The sequence below is a fragment of the Ramlibacter monticola genome, from assembly GCF_016722785.1.
Classification (GTDB): Bacteria; Pseudomonadota; Gammaproteobacteria; order Burkholderiales; family Burkholderiaceae_C; genus Ramlibacter; species Ramlibacter monticola.
The window spans coordinates 1,372,962-1,390,635 of sequence record NZ_JAEQNE010000001.1; the positions used below are offsets into that span (position 1 = coordinate 1,372,962).

Consider the following 17,674-nt stretch of genomic DNA (forward strand, 5'->3'; position numbering starts at 1 on the left):
GGAAGCTCCTTCAGTGCCGGGGCGCGAGGCGGCGGTACTCCGCCAGCAGTTCGTCGGGCGAGGTGAAGCCGTCCAGCCGCACCCAGGGCTGGCCCGGCGCGGGGCGCAGGAAGGTCACGGGGCGGTGGTGCATCTTGCCGCCGTAGTAGGCCTGGAAGGCCTTCTGCAGGCTCACGCTGGCGGCGTTGCTGCCGGTGTAGAAGCCCCACTGGCGCCCCGCGTCGAAGCGCTGCGCGTACTCGGACAGCCGCCGCGGCGTGTCCTCCTCCGGGTCGATGGAGATCGACACCATGCGCACCTGCTCGCGCTCGGCGCCCAGCCTGCGCTGGAACTCCGCGAAGCTCTGGCTCAGGATCGGGCAGATCGCGGTGCAGCTGGTGTAGATGAAGTTGAGCACGACGGGCCGGCCGTCGTCGAGCTCCTGCGGGAAGCTGGCCTTCGTGCCGTCGGCGCGCACGAGTTCGATCGCCGGCAACCGGTATTGCGCCACCTGGCGCTCGTAGCCGGCGGCGGCAATGTGTTGATGGTGGTGGTGGTGCGCGTCGTCGCCGGCGCGGGCCCGCAGCGCGGTGCCGGCCAGGGCGAGCGCCACGAGGAGCGGGGCGAAGCGAAGGAAGTTCCGGATCGTGGACAAGGGGGCTCTCCTGCGGGAAAGGAAGGGCCCGCGGGCCCTTCCGGTGTCACGATGAGAATCGGCGTGCCGTTCAGCGGCCGGGCGGGATCGGGCCCACGAAGTAGGGCCGCATCATCTCGTGGTCCTCGTGCGAGAGGATGTGGCAGTGCACGACGTATTCGCCGGGGCGCTTGAAGTTCGCGATCACGCGCGTCACCTCGCCCGGGAACATCTTGGCCGTGTCCTTCTTCCCCGCCTCCTCGGCCCCCGGTGCGCGCGCCCGGCCCAACAGCTTGATGCTCGCCTCGTCCAGCACGCCCCCGGAGGAGCCGTCGCTGTTGGTCTTCGGCGCGATGGTGCCGCTGAACTTCTGCCGGTTCAGGATGCGGAAGTCCACCAGGTGCATGTGGATCGGGTGCGCATCCGCCGTCGTGTTGTAGAACTCCCAGATCTCCGTGTCCCCGACCTGCGGGTTCTCGGTGATCGGGTCGCCGTACACCAACGTGCCGTTCAGCGTCGGCCGGGTGGCATCGACGATGCCCAGCATGGTCTGCAGGCGGGCAGCGGTGTCCGTGCCTTCGAACAGCAGGATCTTGCGCGTGCGCACCGGGGCGGCCAGCACCGGCACCGGGCCGAGCAGCGGGCGCAGGTTCGCGGGGATCGGGCGGTCCGGGATGGCGGACAGCGGTTGCGAGACCCGGAAGGCCATGATCTGGCCCGTCGTCTTCGGGTCCACGGCCGCGCCGCTCGGATAAGGCGCCTTGGCATTGTTGCGGATGACGATCGTCTGGCCCGCCATGCCGGCGAAGTCGAGGATCACGTCGCAACGCTCGCCCGGCGCCACGCTCAGCGTCTGCTGCGCCACCGGGGCGTTGAGCAGCCCCAGGTCGGAACCGATCTGCACCCAGGGCATGCCGTTGGAGGGGGTCATGTCGTAGACGCGCGAGTCGGAGCCGTTCAGCACGCGCAGGCGGTACTTGCGCGGCTCCACGTCCAGCACCGGCCAGGCCACGCCATTCACCAGGATCACGTTGCCGAAGTTCTCGGGCAGGTGGGTCGGCACCGGCGCCAGCGGATTGGCCGGGTCCACCGCGTCGTAGAACAGCTCGCCGGTGGACAGGAAGGTGCGGTCCTGGATGCAGATCGGCACCTCGTAGGGATACGCGGGCAGTTGCAGGGCGGCCTCGTTGGCGTCGCGCAGGAAGTAGTTGCCGGCCAGGCCCATGTACACGTTGAGGCGCGTGACGCCCACGGCGTGGTCGTGGTACCAGAGGTGCGTGGCTTCCTGCGTGTTGTCGTAGGTGTAGAGGTCCTGGAACAGCCGGCCCCGCCGGTTGTCGAAGGTGGACCAGGCATCCGGCAGGCCGTCGCTGAGGGACTCGGTGTCCCCGCCGTGCTGGTGCGCCGCCAGCGGCACGGGGCCGGTGTAGACCGCGTTGGCGGGGTTGCCGCCGTTGAGCGGATCGGCCCAGTCCAGGGTCTGGTCGACGGGCACGTCAGGGAGATACGTATCGGTGGCGGGGTCGAGCCCGTTGCGGAAGCGCACCTTGACGCCGGTGCCGCTCGGCAGGTTGAAGCTGCGGCCCGGATAGACGGGCGGCTGGTTCGCGGTGCCGTAGGCCCAGGCCGTGAAGCTCAGGGCCGTCCCGGTGACCGGGTCGACCAGGCCGGCGCTGTGCGTGATCTTCTGCGCCGTGATCTCGTACAGGTTCAGGCCGGATGCCGCATCGATGCCCGTGGGAGCGTAGATGTAGCTGGGGGCCAGGGGATTGGGCAGCTGGTTGACGAACTTGGGCTGCTTCAGCGGGTCCAGCAGCGGCGAGACTTGCCCCCGCGCCGTCTTGGCCATGAGTCCCGTCGGGAGCAGCAGGCCGGCCGCGAAGCCGCCTCCCAGCCCCAGGAATTGTCTTCTCGCGATCATTGGATTCCTCTTCCTCGTTATCGCGCTGTAGTGCGCGTGCCGGCCCCGTTGCATCAAGCGTGCCGGGGTGGCCTCCACCCTTTCCGAGGGCGGTTCACGAGGGGAAACAATACTTCTCGCCAGGCGTTATTTGCAACTCCATTGGGTATTTCTACCCGCTGTCGGGTAAGCACTTCCCCAATGGCGGGGAGAAATAACCGCTCGACGCAGCCGCCTTTGCGATGGCTTGAAGCGAATGAGAAAACGAATGATCTCGAAAGTCTTCTCTGTCGTTAATGTCCCCTTAAGTTGCCTTGATCATGAAGCGCGAGGAAGCGCGGAAAGGAAGAAGAGCGATTGCCGAAAGAACGCGAGGAAGATGAAGCAAAAACAGCAAAAAGCGGGCCCGGCGTGCCGGGCCCGCGGATGCGAACGTGAATGCCTCTCAGGGCGCCTCGAGGAGAGGCGGCCCCGCTGGGTTCCGGCGCGCGGTTGTCCGCGCCAGCGGCTTCCTTCAGTCCCCTGGGCGAGGCGGCGCTGCTGCGCCGGCAGTTCGTCGGGCGAAGTGAAGCCTTCCGGCCGCACCCGGGAGGAAGGGCCCGCCGGGCCCTTCCGATGCCACGATGAGAATCGGCGCGCCGATCAGCGGCCGGGCGGGATCGGCCCCACGAAGTAGGGCCGCATCATCTCGTGGTCCTCGTGCGAGAGGATGTGGCAGTGGTAGAGGTACTCGCCGGGGCGGTTGAACTTCGCGATCACGCGCGTGACCTCGCCCGGGAACATCTTGGCGGTGTCCTTCTTGCCCTGCTCGTTGGCCGGCGGGACGCGCGGCTTGCCCAGGAGCTTGATGCTCCGCTCGTCGAGCACCCCGCCCTCGGAGCCGTCGCTGTTCGTCTTCGGCGTGATCGTGCCGGTGAACGCCTGCCGGTTCAGGATGCGGAAGTCCACCAGGTGCATGTGGATCGGGTGCGCATCCGCCGTCGTGTTGTAGAACTCCCAGACCTCCGTGTCCCCCACCTTCGGGTTCTCGGTGATCGGGTCGTCGAACACCAGCGTGCCGTTCAGGTTCGGCCGGGTGGCATCCACGATGCCGGCCATGGTCTGCAGGCGGCCGAGCGTGTCGGTGCCTTCGAACAGCAGGATCTTGCGCGTGCGCACCGGGGCCTTCAGCACTGGCACGGGCCCCGAGAGCGGCCGCAGGTTGGCCGGGATCTTCGGGTCGGCCACGCCGGACAGCGGCAAGGAGACGCGGAAAGCCATCACCTGGGCCGTGGTTGCCGGATCGACCGGGTCGCCGCCCGGATAGGGGGCGTTGGCGGTGTTGTTGATGATGATCGTCTGCCCCGCCATGCGCGCGAAGTCGAGGATCACGTCGCAGCGCTCGCCGGGGGCGACGCTCAGCATCTGCACCGCCACGGGCGAATTCAGCAGGCCCAGGTCGGACCCGATCTGCGTGAAGGCCATGCCGTTGGACAGGGTCATGTCGTACACGCGCGAGTCCGAACCGTTCAGGACGCGGAAGCGGTACTTGCGCGGCTCCACGTCCAGCACCGGCCAGGCCACGCCGTTCACGAGGATCGTGTTGCCGAAGTTCTCGGGCAGGTGGGTGGGAACCGGCAGGTCCGGCGTCTCCGGGTCCTGCGCGGCGTAGAACAGTTCGCCGTTCGACAGGAAGGTGCGGTCCTGGATCAGCAGCGGAACCTCGTACGGGTACTTCGGCAGGTTCAGCGACAGTTCGTTGGCGTCGCGGATGAAGTAGTTGCCCGCCAGACCCATGTACACGTTGAGCCGCGTGGCGCCCACCGCGTGGTCGTGGTACCAGAGCTGGGTGGCTTCCTGCGAGTTGTCGTACTGGTACAGCGGGTTAAACAGGCGTCCCTTGATCTCGTTGTTCGGCGTGGCCCACGCATCGGGCAGGCCGTCACTGAGCGACGCGGTGTCGCCGCCGTGCTGGTGCGCAACCAGCGGCACGGGGCCGGTGTACGGCACGCCCGGGAGGGAGCCGTTGTTCTGGGGGTCGGCCCAGTGCAGGGTCTGGTCCAGCGGCACGTCCGCGGGGTAGGTGACGCCGTTGAGCGCGTTGGAGTAGCGGACCTTCACGGCCAGGCCCTTGGGCAGCTCGAAGGTATAGCCCGGGTACAGCGCGGGCTGCAGCGCGGTGCCGTAGCCCCACGCGGTGTGCGTGAGCCGCGCGCCGGTCACCGGGTCCACCAGGCCGGCGTCGTGGCGGATCTGCTGCGCCTTGATCTCGAACAGCGGCAGGCCGGAAGCCCCGTCGATGCCGGTGGGCAAGAAGTGGTACTTGGGCGCCAGCGGATTGGGCAGGGGATTCACGAACCGGGGTTGCGTGAGCGGATCCAGCAGGGCCACGGACTGGGCGCGCGCCGCCCGTGGCAGCAGACCCATGGGAACCAGCAGGCTGGCGGCCGCAGCACTGCCGACGCCCAGGAATTGTCGTCTTGCAATCATCTCGTCCTCTTCCTCGTCGTTCGCGCAAAGGTGCGCGAAGCGGGCAAGCGCATCAAGCGTGCCCGCCCACCGCGTCGCAACTTATTTGTGCTTCTTACGAGGGAGAACGGAGGTGCCGCGAGGGGGCACTTAGGTGCCTGCCTTATGGGGAAATTCACCCGAGGGCGGGCGATAATTCCCCGCCTGCGGGGGCGAATTCAACATTGGTTGGGGCTTCCCCTTACTTCCAAAAGCGAACGAGAAAACGATCCGATTTCAAAATCCTTTTTATTGTTAAGACGCTCTTAAGCTTGATCGAGAAAACATTCCATTGAACGAAGGACGACGACGAAGGGAGAACGGTTTCCAGACGCAGACGAAGAAGACGAGGGAAAAGTGCAAGAAGCGGGCCCAAGGCCCGCTGGATGCAAGCCGCTGCCTGTCAAGGCTCTTCGGAAGCGCTCTCCGCCGGCGGCGGCGCGTTCGAACTGCCGCTGGCGACGCCGGGGCTGGCGAGCGGTTCGCTGGCCGGCTCGGGCTCGCGGATGCGCGGCGGCAGTTCGCGGGTCCGCGGGGCGGGCACCTCGTCGATCGCCCGCGGCTCGGGCGGCGGTGCGACCCGGCGCGGTTGGGCGACCACCGACGGCGCTTCGTCGCGGGCCGCCGCCGGCGACCGGGGCTCCGGCGCCTGCACGGGTTCCACGGAGTTCGCGCGAGGACGTTCGCTGCGCCTGGGCCGCGGCTCGGGTGCTGCGCGTGCCAGGTCCTGCTCAGGCGGCTTCGCGCGCTCGTGTTCGCGGGCGGCCTCGGACGCGCGGGGCGTCACCTGCGCCGGCCTCGGTCTGGCGGCGACCTTTTCGGGTGTGGAGTCTGCCGCAGGCTTTGTCGCCGTGGCGGCAGGCGTAGGCACGGGTTGCGGCGTCACAGCCGCCGCGGGTGGCGTCACGGGCGCCGGTGTGGGCGCCGCGGCCGTTGCCGGAGCCGGCGGCGCAGCGGCTGTTGCGGGCGCGGGCTCCGGCGCCGCTGAGACCCGCGGCGCCGGTGCAGGCGCGGGAGCGGGAACCGCCCGGGCGAGCGTCGGCACCGGCCCGCTGCGCCCGGTCACCTGCTGCACCGTCTTCAGCCCTTCCTGGGCGAAGCGGGTCTTCTCGTGCGAGGCACCGTAGCGCGCGGTATAGGCCTGCAGGCTGGCGCTGTAGAGCCGCTCGGCCCGCTCGAACAATTCCTTCGCCGGCTGGGCGCCGAAGGCGGCGGCGTTGGCGTAGTGGCGCGCGAGCTGGTACATCGCATCCGCCAGCGGCACGCCGTCGCCCTGCAGCAGGGCGGCGTTGCGGCAGGCGTTGAGGAAGGCGGTCTCGGCATCGCGCTGCCGGCCCGCGGCCGCAGCCTCCTTGCCGCCGAGGATCAGCGAGGCCACCTCGCTGTCGCTGGCGCCGGCCGGCCTGGCCTGCAGGCTCGCATGCCCGTCTTCCTCGCCCTTGCGGCCCAGGATCGGCTTCTGGTCGCATTCGCCGGCTGCCGCGGCGGCCGCGGCCGAGGGCGCCCCCGCGGCCGAAGGCGCTGCCGGGGCGGCGCCCATCGTGCGCGTGGTCGGAGCCGCCGCCGGCGGCGCCGACGGCGCGTCGCCGCCCCGCCAGCCGAGCACGCCACCCACGCCCGCGCCGACACCGACGACGATCCCCAGCGCAAACAGGGTTCCCTTCTGCCAGTTCATTGCCATGGCGGGAAAGGTAGCGGGCCGGCGACCCCCGGCAGGCGGGACGGCAGGGCATCGCGGGGACAGACCGCTCCTACGGCGTTCCGTTGAGGCCCGTCAATACCGGCACCGGCCGCCGCACTACCGTCGAACCATCCTTTGCAAAGGAGATACCGTGCCGGCCGACCTCCGCCAGATCCTCGTGCACCTCGACCCCACGCTCGCCGCCGCGCGCCGCCTCGCAGCCGCGAACACGGTCGCGAAGAACCTGCGCGCTTCCGTGACCGCCCTCTATGCCGCGACCCCGGGCTTCGCCGAACTGCCCTACGCGCCCGCGATCGGCGGGCCGGGCCTGTCCGCCTCGCTGGCGGAGATCGACGAGCGCCGCCGCAGCCAGGCGCGCAAGGTGTTCGACGAGGCACGGCGCGCTTCCGGCACCGAGGCCGCCTGGGCCCAGACCAGCCGCGTTCCAATCACCGAAACGTTCGCGCAGCAGGCCCTGTTCGCGGACCTGCTGGTGCTCGGGCAGCGCGATCCCGCGGACGAGGACGCGGCGTCGGTGCCGGCGGACTTCGTCGAGTCCGTGCTGCTGGCCTGCGGCCGCCCGGCCCTGGTCGTGCCGCACATCGGCGCGCCGGCCGCCATCGGCAGCACCGTCGCGATCGCGTGGAAGGAAACCCCGGAAGCGGCGCGCGCGGTGACGGCCGCCCTGCCCTTCCTGCGCCAGGCGAAGCGGGTCCACGTGCTGAGCTGGGGCGAGGAAACGCCGGCGCCGGTCGGCGGCCAGCCGCTGGACCTCGAGCGCTACCTCGGCGCGCACGGCGTGCGCTTCACCTGGGACCGGGCCGGCGCCGAGCGCCAGCAGATCGGCGAGCTGCTGCTGTCACGCGCCTTCGATCTCGGCGCCGACCTGCTGGTGATGGGCTGCTACGGCCACAGCCGCGCCCGCGAGTGGATCCTCGGCGGGGCCAGCCGCACCATCCTGCAGTCGATGACGCTGCCCGTGCTGATGATGCACTAGGAGCCTCGACGGGCGGATCAGTGCGCGCGGGCCCGCGCCCGCGCCTCCTCCTGCAGCCGCAGCACGCGCCGCTGCACCTTGCCCGTGGTGGTCATGGGCAGCGCGTCGATGAACTCGATCTCCTTCGGGTACTCGTAGGGCGCGAGCTTGTCCTTCACGTGCGTCTGCAGTTCGGCGATCAGCGCGGCGTCGAAGCTCTCCCTGCCGCGCGTGGCGATCGCACGCGCTTCCGCGACGTGCGGGGCCAGCACCACGTAGGCCTTCACCAGCGCGCCGCGTTCCGGGTCCGGCTTGGGCACCACCGCGGCATTCACCACCGCCGGGTGCTTGACCAGGCAGTTCTCGATCTCGCTCGGCCCGATGCGGTAGCCCGCCGCCTTGAACACGTCATCGGCGCGGCCCTGGTACCAGAGGTAGCCGTCGGCATCGCGCGTGGCGAGGTCGCCCGTGCGGCACCAGTCGCCGGTGTACTTGCGCCACGTGGCGTCGTCCTTCTTCCAGTAGCCGAGGAAGAAGACGGGGTCGGGGTCGCCGTGCACGTCGAGGCGATGCACCGCCACCTCGCCCGTCATGCCGGGCGGGCATTCGCTGCCCTCGTCGTCGATCACCGCCACCCGGTGACCCGGATACGGCCGCCCCATGCTGTTGGGGCGGGCCGGCCAGCCGGTGCCCTCCTGGGTGCGGCCATTCATCGCGCAGTTGCCGACCACGTAGTTGATCTCGGTCTGGCCGAACATCTCGTTGACGGTCACGCCCAGCTGGTCGCGGCAATAGGCGAACACCGCGTCGCCGACTGCCTCCCCCGCGCTCATGACGGCCTGCAGCTTGAGATCGAATTGCGCGCGCGGCTGCGGGTACGCCTTCATCATCGCCTTCAGCGCGGTCGGGAACAGGAAGGTGTGGGTCACGCCGTGCTCCTGCAGCAGCGTGAAGGCGGTCTCCGGATGGAAGCGCGCGCTGCAGGCCACGATGGGCCGGCCGAAGTAGAGCGAGGGCAGCAGCGCGTCCATCAGGCCGCCGGTCCACGCCCAGTCGGCGGGCGACCAGAAGATCGCGTCGCTCCCGGACCCGGGGCGCCGCGGATCGAAGCCGAACCAGTTCTGGCTGCAGACGAAGCCGGAGAGATTGCCGACCAGCGCCCGGTGCGGGATGAGCGCGCCCTTGGGCGGCCCCGTGGTGCCGCTGGTGTAGATCAGGACCGCGCCCTCGTCGGCCCGCGTGGGCACCGGCGCGAACTCCGGCTGCAGTCCGGCGCGCTGCGCCTCCCAGCCCATGTCGGCCTCCGCCGCCGCGCCACCTACGCCGACCACCGTGCGCAGCAAGGGGCACAGCGCTCGCACCTGCGCGAGGTTGGCGATCGAGCTTTCGTCGCAGATCGCGGCCACGGCCTCGCTGTCCTGCAGGCGGAATTCCAGCGCGTCGGGGCCGAACAGCATGGACAGCGGCATGGCCACCGCGCCGAGCTGGAACACCGCCATGTAGGCGACCGCGGTCTCGAAGCGCTGCGGCATCACGATCGCGACCCGGTCGCCGCGCCGCACGCCGAGGCCCAGCAGCAGGTTGCTCATGGCGTTCGCCTCCTGCTGCAGCTGCGCGAAGGTGAGCACCCGGCCCGCGCCGTGCGCCACGATGGCGACCCGCTCCCCGGCATCCGCCTCCCGGGCCCAGCGGCCGCAGCAGGCCTGCGCGATGTTGAAGGAATCCGGCACCTGCCAGCGGAAGCCGCCGTGCATGGCGGCCCAGTTGTCGCGGCCCTGACGGCGCTCCATGCTGCACCCTCCTTATGATCGGCCGAATGTACCAACCGAAGCGAGCCTCCCGCAGCGAGTTTGTCCCGATCCGGAACCTGCGCTACCACGTGCGCACCTGGGGCGAACCGCAGCCCGGCGAACCGCCCCTGGTGATGGTCCACGGCTGGATGGACGTCTCGGCCTCCTGGCAGTTCGTGGTGGATGCCTTCGCGCGCGAGCGCTTCGTGGTCGCGCCGGACTGGCGCGGCTACGGCCTCACCGAGGTCCCGCACGCGGACAACTACTGGTTCCCCGACTACCTGGCCGACCTCGATTTCCTGCTCGATCGCTACGCGGGCGAGGGCCCGGTGGACCTGGTAGGCCACAGCATGGGCGGCAACATCGCGATGCTCTACGCCGGCGTGCGGCCGCAGCGCATCCGGCGGCTGGTGAACCTGGAAGGCTTCGGCATGCCGGCCACCGTCGCGGAACAGGCGCCCGGCCGCTACGCGAAGTGGATCGACGAACTCAAGGCCTGCCACCGCGGCGAGCTGGACCTGAACGCCTACGACACGCTGGACGGCGTGGCCGGCCGCCTGATGAAGAACAACCGGCGCCTGCCGCGCGGGCAAGCCGAATGGCTGGCCGGCCACTGGGCGCGCCAGGACGCGAACGGACGCTGGCGCGTGCTCGGCGACCCGGCGCACAAGATCGTCAATGCCAGCCTCTACCGCGTGGACGAGGTCCTGGCCGTGTACCGCCGGATCACGGCACCCGTGCTCAGCGTCGAGGCGAGCGACGACAGCCTCGGCCATTGGTGGAAGGGCCGCTACACCCTGGCCGAATACCACGAACGATTGAAGGCGGTGTCCGACGTGCGCATGGGCCAGGTCGCGGACGCCGGCCACATGCTGCACCACGACCAGCCAGCCGCGCTCGCGAAACTGATCGAGGAATTCCTCCACGCCCCTAGCACAAACCCCCGGTGACGCTGCGCAGCCCCGCGCAAAAACGTGAAATTTTCCAGCTGCTGCTGGGCGTGCAACCAATCGTTCGTAACACCCCTTGCCGTAGGAGGCGTCCTACCCCATAGTCGGGATTCTTCGATAGAGGGGTCTCTCGATGTGGAAGTCGGGTGTCGCTGCCCTGCTGGCGGCTGTGGTGATGAATCCGTGCCTCGCCCAGGCCGATGAGTTCGAGCAGGGGATGAGCACGATGTGGGAAGTGCTCTGGCACCAGAGCGGCACGCCCACGCGCCTCGTCCGCTGGGAACAGGACATCAAGGTCCGCATCTTCGGCGTCAACGTCAACGCCCACAAGCAGCACACCCTGCAGGCGCTGCGCGACGCCGGCATCGAAGCCGGCGTGAAGGTGATCGACGTGAGCGACCGCGCCGACGCCGCCCAGGTCGCCAACGTCAGCATCGAGATCACGCCCGACAACATGCTGGAAGACAACCAGCCCTGCGTGACCTACCTGAATTTCCAGACCGAGACCCGCATCGATTCCGCCGCCATGCAGATGCGCAACCGCGATGCCTGGCGCTGCGCCTACCACGAGTCCATGCACGTGATGGGCGTGCGCGGCCACCCGGCCGGCAAGACGGTCCTGAGCTACTTCCCGGCCAAGGTCGACGGCCTGATGCCGCTCGACAAGGCCATGCTGCGCGCCTGGTACTCCCCGCGCATGCGCGGCGGCATGACGCCCTTCGAGGTGCTGCCGGTGCTGGCGGACGAACTGGTGGGCACCATGCCCGACAAGGACAAGGCCGCGCAGGCGCGCGACCGCTTCTTCGCCCGCACGATCGACCAGATGCAGGCCTTCGCCGACGGCAAGGGCGACGTGCCGATGATCGTCAAGCGTTCCGGCAAGTCGACCGACGAGGGCATCCGCTTCGGCCGCATGGAAATGAGCTACTTCCTCGGCATCGCTTACCTCGAAGGCGCGACGGTGCAGCAGGACCCGAACCAGGCCGTGCGCTGGCTGCAGCGCGCCGCCACCCTGGGCAGCCGCACGGCGCAGGCCCGCCTGGGCGCCGCCACCGCGCGTTAAGCCCTTCCGCCTATTTCTTCGCACAAGGGGCCTCCGGGCCCCTTCTGCATGGCGCGCGCCCCCATGGCCGAGCGTGTTTCCGGCACACTGGCCGGCCGCCATGCCGTTCACCAGCCCCCACGCACCCGGCACCTTCCGCCGCATCCTCACCCGCAACGTCGCGCTGCCGCTCCTGCTAGGCGTGCTGAGCGCGGTGGTGTTCCTCGGCCTGCTCGCCTACCTGGCCGCCGCCATCGGCGAGGTCCAGCGCAGCGACGAACTGCTGTCCCACGCGTCGGCCGTGCAGCGCCACGATCTCGACATGGAGTCGGGCGTGCGAGGCTTCCTCCTGAACCAGGACGAACGCTACCTGCAACAGCACGACCGCGCGGCCAAGCCGTGGACGACGGAAATGGAGCAGCTGCGGCAGGCCGAGCGCGACAACCCCGAGCAGCTGGAGCGGCTCAAGCGCATCACCGGCCTGCAGGCGGCCTGGGGCGAGTACGCGCGCGACCGCATCGCGCGCAAGCGCCGCAACCCCGACGGCGAGATCTCCACCTCCGAAGGCGCCGACCTGAAGGACCAGGTGCGGCGCGAGTTCGACGACTTCGTCCGCCACGAGCGGCGCGACCGCGCCGAGCGCATCGCGGCGGCCAACCGCAATGCGATCGCCACCGCGGCAGCCTTCGTGCTGTTCATGCTGGCCATCGGCGGCCTGCTCGCCTGGCGGGGGCGCCGCGACCTCCTCGGCCTGTCGTCGACCTACGAGGCGGCGCTGCAGGAACAGCAGCGCCAGGCCGAGGCGCTGCAGGCCCAGGCCTGGCTGCGCGAGGGGCAGTCGCGGCTCACCGACCGGCTGGCCGGCGAGCAGGAGCTGCGCGCCGTCGGCCACGCGGCACTGGAGTCGCTGGCGCAGTACCTCGGGGTGCTCGTGGGCGCGCTGTACATCCCCGAACCCGGCGGGTTGCGCCTCGCCGCCACCTGGGGCTGGCCGGCCGGGGCCGGCGCGCCCGGCGAGTGGGTGGCGGAGGGTCGCACGCTGGTGGCCGAGTGCGCATCGCAGCGCACGCAGATCGAGCTCGCCGACCTGCCCCGCGACTACCTGCGCGTCAGCTCCGGCCTCGGCGAGGCGACGGTCCGCTCGGTGCTGCTGGCGCCCGTGGAACACGAAGGCCGCCTCGCCGGCGTGCTGGAGCTGGGCTGGATGCGTCCCGTGGAAGCGCGCGACGGCGAGCTGGTGCGCGGCATCGGCAGCATCCTCGGGTCCTCGATCGAATCGGCGCGCTATCGCCAGCGGCTGCAGGAGGCGCTCGCGCGCACCCAGCAGCTCAACGAGGAACTGCAGACGCAGCAGGAAGAACTGCGCACGGCCAACGAGGAACTGGCGGAGCAGTCCCGCGCCCTGCAGGAATCGCAGGCGCACCTGGAAAGCCAGCAGGCCGAGCTGGAGCAGACCAACGAGCAGCTGGCCGAGCAGGCGCTGCGGCTGGAGACCCAGCGCGACCAGCTGCGCGAGGCACAGGCAGCGCTGCAGGCACGCGCCGAGGAACTGCAGCGCGCCAGCAGCTACAAGTCCGAGTTCCTCGCCAACATGTCGCACGAGCTGCGCACGCCGCTGAACAGCTCGCTGATCCTCGCTCGCCTGCTGGCCGACAACGCCGAGGGCAACCTGACCGAGGAACAGGTCCGCTTCGCGGACTCGATCCATACCTCCGGCAACGACCTGCTGAACCTGATCAACGACATCCTCGACATCGCGAAGGTCGAGGCCGGGAAGCTGGAAGTGCGGCCGGAGGTTGCGTCCATCGCCTCCGTGTGCGAAGGCCTGCGCACCATGTTCGAACCGCTGGCCGCGCGCAAGGGGCTGGAGCTGCGCCTGGAACGGGCGGAGGACCTGCCGCAGACCCTGCACACCGACCGCCAGCGCGTGGAGCAGATCCTGCGCAACCTGCTGGCCAATGCCGTCAAGTTCACGGAGCGCGGCAGCGTCACGCTGCGGGTGCGCGCCGCCGGTCCCGGAGCGGTCGCCTTCGAGGTCAGCGACAGCGGCATCGGGATCGCCCCGGCGCAGCACGAAGTGATCTTCGAGGCCTTCCGGCAAGCCGACGGCACCACCAGCCGCAAGTACGGCGGCACCGGGCTGGGCCTGTCGATCTCGCGCGACCTCGCGCGGCTGCTGGGGGGCGACATCGCCGTGGCCAGCGCGCCGGGCGAGGGGAGCACCTTCACCGTCACCCTGCCGCGGGAGTACCGGCCGGCGCTGGCGCAGCCCCCGCGCAGCCTGGCGACGCCCGCGCCGGCGCCGGCGCCCTCCCCGGCCGCCAGCGCCAGGCCCGCGCCCGCCGCGGCGCCCTCCTTTCCCGACGACCGCGAGCGGCCGGCCGACGGCCGCCGCACGGTGCTGGTCATCGAGGACGACCAACGCTTCGCGCACATCCTGTTCGACCTGGCGCACGAGCTCGGCTACCGCTGCCTCGTGGCGCACCACGGCGACGAAGGCTGCCGCCTGGCCACCGAGCATGGGCCCGACGCGGTGCTGCTGGACATGAAGCTGCCCGACGACTCGGGACTCGCGGTGCTGCAGCACCTGAAGGAGAACCCGCGCACGCGGCACGTGCCGGTGCACGTGATCTCCGTCGAGGACTACGCCGAGACCGCGCTGCAGCTCGGCGCGATCGGCTACGCGCACAAGCCGGCCACCCGCGAGCAGCTCAAGGAGGTGTTCTCGCGCCTGGAAGCCAAGCTGAGCCAGAAGCTCAAGCGGGTGCTGCTGGTGGAGGACGACCCGCGCCAGCAGGACAGCGTCAAGGCCCTGATCGGCGACAGCGACATCGAGATCGTGGCGGTCGCCGAAGGCGCCGAGGCGCTGCGGGCCCTGTCCGGATCCGTGTTCGACTGCATGATCATCGACCTGAAGCTGCCGGACATGAGCGGCCAGGAACTGCTGCGCCGCATGGCCGCCGGCGAGAGCCGCTCCTTCCCGCCCGTGATCGTCTATACCGGCCGCAACCTCACGCGCGACGAGGAGGCGGAGCTGATGCGCTATTCGCACTCCATCATCATCAAGGGCGCCCGCTCTCCCGAGCGCCTGCTGGACGAGGTCACCCTGTTCCTGCACAAGGTGGAGAACCAGCTGTCCTCCGAGCGGCGCAAGATGCTGCGCACGGCGCGCAGCCGCGACAAGGCCTTCGAGGCGCGCCGCATCCTGGTGGTGGACGACGACATGCGCAACATCTTCGCGCTCACCAGCGCGCTGGAGCACAAGGGCGCGGAGGTGGAGGTGGCGCGCAACGGCGTCGAGGCGCTGCGCAAGCTGGAGCAGGACCCGGACGGCATCGACCTCGTGCTGATGGACATCATGATGCCGGAGATGGACGGGCTCACCGCCACCCACGAGATCCGCAAGAACGCGCGCTGGCAGAAGCTGCCGATCATCGCCGTGACCGCCAAGGCGATGCGCGAGGACCAGGAGAAGGCGCTCAAGGCGGGCGCCAACGACTACCTGGCCAAGCCGATCGAACTGGAGCGGCTGTTCTCGCTGATGCGCGTGTGGATGCCCAAGCTGGAACGAGCATGAGCGCCGCACGGCCGCCCGAAGGCGCTCGCCCCCTCCGCTTGCGGAGGGCGGAGGCGGAGCACGCAGTGCGGAGCCTGGGGGAGGTTACCCAGTGAGCTCCGGCGTGGCGGACATCGAGCTGCGCCTGCTGGTCGAGGCGGTGTACCTGCGCTACGGCCACGACTTCCGCGACTACGCGCAGGCCTCGCTGCAGCGGCGGGTGCGGCAGGCGCAGCAGCGCATGGGGGCGCCCTCGATCTCGGCGCTACAGGAGCGCGTGCTGCACGACCCCGGGCAGTTCGCGGAACTGCTGCAGTACCTCACCGTGCCGGTGAGCGAGATGTTCCGCGACCCCGGCTACTTCCTCGCGATCCGCAGGCATGTTGCCCCGGTGCTGCGCACCTACCCCTCGCTCAAGGTGTGGGTTGCCGGCTGCAGCACGGGCGAGGAGGCCTACTCCATGGCCATCCTGCTGCGCGAGGAAGGGCTGCTGGAACGCACCATCCTCTACGCGACCGACATCAACCACGCCTCCCTGGGAAAGGCGCGGCAGGGCATCTTCGCCCTCGACGCCATGCAGGGCTTCACGCGCAACTACCAGCAGGCGGGCGGCGAGCGCAGCTTCGGCGACTACTACACCGCGGCCTACGGCGGCGCGCTGATGGACAAGTCGCTGCGCGACGCGATCACCTTCGCGGACCACAGCCTGGCCACCGACGCGGTGTTCGCCGAGACGCAGTTCGTCTCCTGCCGCAACGTCCTGATCTACTTCAACCGCGGGCTGCAGGACCGGGCGCTCGGCCTGTTCCACGAGTCGCTGGCCCACCGCGGCTTCCTCGGGCTGGGCTCGAGGGAGACGCTGGATTTCTCGGCCTTCGCCGGGGCCTTCGAGCCGGTGAGCCGTTCCGAGCGCCTGTACCGGCGCCGCGCGGAGCTGTCGTGACGGCGAAGCCGGTCCCTGCCCCCGAGCTGGTGGCCATCGGCGCCTCCGCCGGCGGTGTCGACGCGCTGCTCACCCTGCTGGATGGCTTGCTGCCGCCGATGCGGGCCAGCATCGCGATCGTGCTGCACCTGGCCGAACGCCACCCCAACCGGCTGGTCGAGGTATTCAGCATGCGCGCGGGCGTGCCGGTGGCGGAGGCGCAGCCGCACGGACCGGTGCGGCCCGGGCACATCTACGTCGCGCCGGCCGGCTACCACCTGCTCGTCGAGGCGGACCGCAGCTTCTCGCTGAGCTGCGAGCCGCCGGTGCTGTTCTCGCGGCCTTCGATCGACGTGCTGTTCGAATCCTGCGCCGACTCGTTGGGCAGCCGGGTCCTCGGCATGCTGCTGACCGGGGCCAACGAGGACGGTGCCTGCGGGCTGGCGCGGATCGCCGGACATGGCGGCACCACCGCCGTGCAGGACCCCCACGACGCTTCCTATCCGACCATGCCGACCGCGGCCCTGCGCCTGGTCCAACCCGATTACGTGCTGCCGTTGGCAGGACTGCGGCAGCTGCTGCACACTGCGATTCGCTGATGACCGATCCCATCCCCGACGCCAACGTCCTGCTGGTCGACGACCTGCAGGAAAACCTGGTCGCGCTGGAGGCGCTGATCCGCGAACCCGGCCGCCGCGTCTTTAGCGCCCGCTCCGGCGAGGAGGCGCTGTCCCTCATGCTGGAGCACGCCTTCGCCCTCGCGATCCTCGACGTGCAGATGCCGTCCATGAACGGCTTCGAGCTGGCCGAGCTGATGCGCGGCACCGAGCGCACGCGCGCCATCCCCATCGTGTTCGTGAGCGCCGCCGCCCGCGACCTGAACTACGCCTTCCGCGGCTACGAGAGCGGCGCGGTGGACTTCCTGTACAAGCCGCTGGACCCGGTGGCGGTGCGGAGCAAGGTCAGCGTGTTCGTCGAGCTGTTCCGCCAGCGCCAGGAGTTGCAGGCCGCCAAGGCGGAGCTGCAGCGCGCCGTGGCCATGCGCGACGACTTCATGTCGATGATCGCGCACGAGCTGCGCAATCCGCTCAACTCGGTCTACCTGCAGACGCAGCTGCGCCGGCGCATGCTGGGCGGGCCCAGGGGGCTGGACGCCCCGACCATGCTGAAGATGGTGGAGCGCGACGAGCGCCAGATCCGCAGCATGGTGCGCCTGCTCGACGACATGCTGGACGTGTCGCGGGTCCGCACGGGGCGGCTGGCGATGGTCCCGGCCCCTTTCGACCTCGCCCTGTCGAGCCGGGAGGTGGTGGCGGCGATCCAGGAACAGGCCGCCAGCGCCGGCGTCGCGATCACCATCGCCGCGCCCGAGGCGCTGCCCGTCGTGGGCGACGAATTCCGCATCGAGCAGGTGATCATCAACCTGCTGACCAACGCCCTGCGCTACGGCCGCGGCAGGCCGGTGGCCGTGACCGTGGGGCAGCGGGAGCAGGAAGCGGAGGCCTTCGTGTCGGTGCGCGACCAGGGCCTCGGCATCGCGTCGGCCGACCAGGAGCGCATCTTCGAGCAGTTCGAGCGCGCCGAAGGCACGAACCAGGTGCCCGGCCTGGGGCTGGGCCTCTACATCGCCCGGCAGATCGCCCAGGCCCACGAGGGCCGGCTGGAGGTGCGCAGCACCCCCGGGGAAGGGGCGGAATTCGTGCTGTCGCTGCCCGTCCGCGCGCAGGAGCCTGCGCGGCAGGCGGCGTGAGAAAATG

The 17,674-nt window shown here is 70.1% G+C and carries 12 protein-coding genes; 7 read left to right on the forward strand and 5 right to left on the reverse strand.

What is annotated here, in order from left to right; genetic code table 11:
• Positions 1 to 10 precede the first annotated feature (10 nt).
• The 4 genes from JJ685_RS06680 to JJ685_RS06695 all read right to left on the reverse strand — a co-directional run bounded on the left by JJ685_RS06680 (position 11) and on the right by JJ685_RS06695 (position 6,681).
• Entirely contained in the window at positions 11 to 634 is a 624-nt protein-coding gene (locus tag JJ685_RS06680; RefSeq protein ID WP_201673401.1) for an SCO family protein, read from the reverse strand.
• A 70-nt stretch (positions 635 to 704) separates the two neighbouring features.
• A complete protein-coding gene (locus JJ685_RS06685) occupies positions 705 to 2,534 on the reverse strand; it encodes a multicopper oxidase family protein (protein ID WP_201673402.1) in 1,830 nt (609 codons plus the stop codon).
• 621 nt (positions 2,535 to 3,155) lie between these two features.
• Complete coding sequence (locus JJ685_RS06690; RefSeq protein ID WP_201673403.1) at positions 3,156 to 4,982, reverse strand: multicopper oxidase family protein; 1,827 nt, start codon at positions 4,980 to 4,982, stop codon at positions 3,156 to 3,158.
• 421 nt (positions 4,983 to 5,403) lie between these two features.
• Positions 5,404 to 6,681 carry a hypothetical protein gene (locus JJ685_RS06695; protein ID WP_201673404.1) on the reverse strand — a complete coding sequence of 426 codons (1,278 nt, stop codon included), beginning with the start codon at positions 6,679 to 6,681 and terminating at the stop codon, positions 5,404 to 5,406.
• A gap of 151 nt (positions 6,682 to 6,832) precedes the next feature.
• Between JJ685_RS06695 and JJ685_RS06700 the strand changes: the two genes are divergently transcribed.
• Positions 6,833 to 7,678, forward strand: coding sequence for a universal stress protein (locus tag JJ685_RS06700; RefSeq protein WP_201673405.1), 846 nt, complete (start codon positions 6,833 to 6,835; stop codon positions 7,676 to 7,678).
• A 17-nt stretch (positions 7,679 to 7,695) separates the two neighbouring features.
• On the opposite strand, the gene JJ685_RS06705 is transcribed toward JJ685_RS06700, so the two are convergent.
• Positions 7,696 to 9,447, reverse strand: a complete 1,752-nt coding sequence (locus JJ685_RS06705) for an acyl-CoA synthetase (protein WP_201673406.1) — start codon at positions 9,445 to 9,447, stop codon at positions 7,696 to 7,698.
• 26 nt (positions 9,448 to 9,473) lie between these two features.
• Between JJ685_RS06705 and JJ685_RS06710 the strand changes: the two genes are divergently transcribed.
• From JJ685_RS06710 to JJ685_RS06735, 6 genes are all read left to right on the forward strand, one after another.
• Positions 9,474 to 10,397, forward strand: coding sequence for an alpha/beta fold hydrolase (locus JJ685_RS06710; protein WP_201673407.1), 924 nt, complete (start codon positions 9,474 to 9,476; stop codon positions 10,395 to 10,397).
• A 133-nt stretch (positions 10,398 to 10,530) separates the two neighbouring features.
• Positions 10,531 to 11,460, forward strand: coding sequence for an SEL1-like repeat protein (locus JJ685_RS06715; RefSeq protein ID WP_201673408.1), 930 nt, complete (start codon positions 10,531 to 10,533; stop codon positions 11,458 to 11,460).
• 100 nt (positions 11,461 to 11,560) lie between these two features.
• A complete protein-coding gene (locus JJ685_RS06720; RefSeq protein ID WP_201673409.1) occupies positions 11,561 to 15,016 on the forward strand; it encodes a response regulator in 3,456 nt (1,151 codons plus the stop codon).
• Between the two features lie 91 nt (positions 15,017 to 15,107).
• The gene (locus JJ685_RS06725) at positions 15,108 to 15,938 is read left to right on the forward strand and encodes a CheR family methyltransferase (RefSeq protein WP_330901707.1); all 831 of its coding nucleotides are present in this window, start codon (positions 15,108 to 15,110) and stop codon (positions 15,936 to 15,938) included.
• Positions 15,935 to 16,516, forward strand: a complete 582-nt coding sequence (locus JJ685_RS06730) for a chemotaxis protein CheB (RefSeq protein WP_201673410.1) — start codon at positions 15,935 to 15,937, stop codon at positions 16,514 to 16,516. The genes JJ685_RS06725 and JJ685_RS06730 overlap by 4 nt, the downstream gene beginning before the upstream one ends.
• Complete coding sequence (locus JJ685_RS06735; protein WP_201673411.1) at positions 16,516 to 17,667, forward strand: hybrid sensor histidine kinase/response regulator; 1,152 nt, start codon at positions 16,516 to 16,518, stop codon at positions 17,665 to 17,667. The genes JJ685_RS06730 and JJ685_RS06735 overlap by 1 nt, the downstream gene beginning before the upstream one ends.
• Positions 17,668 to 17,674: the final 7 nt, after the last annotated feature.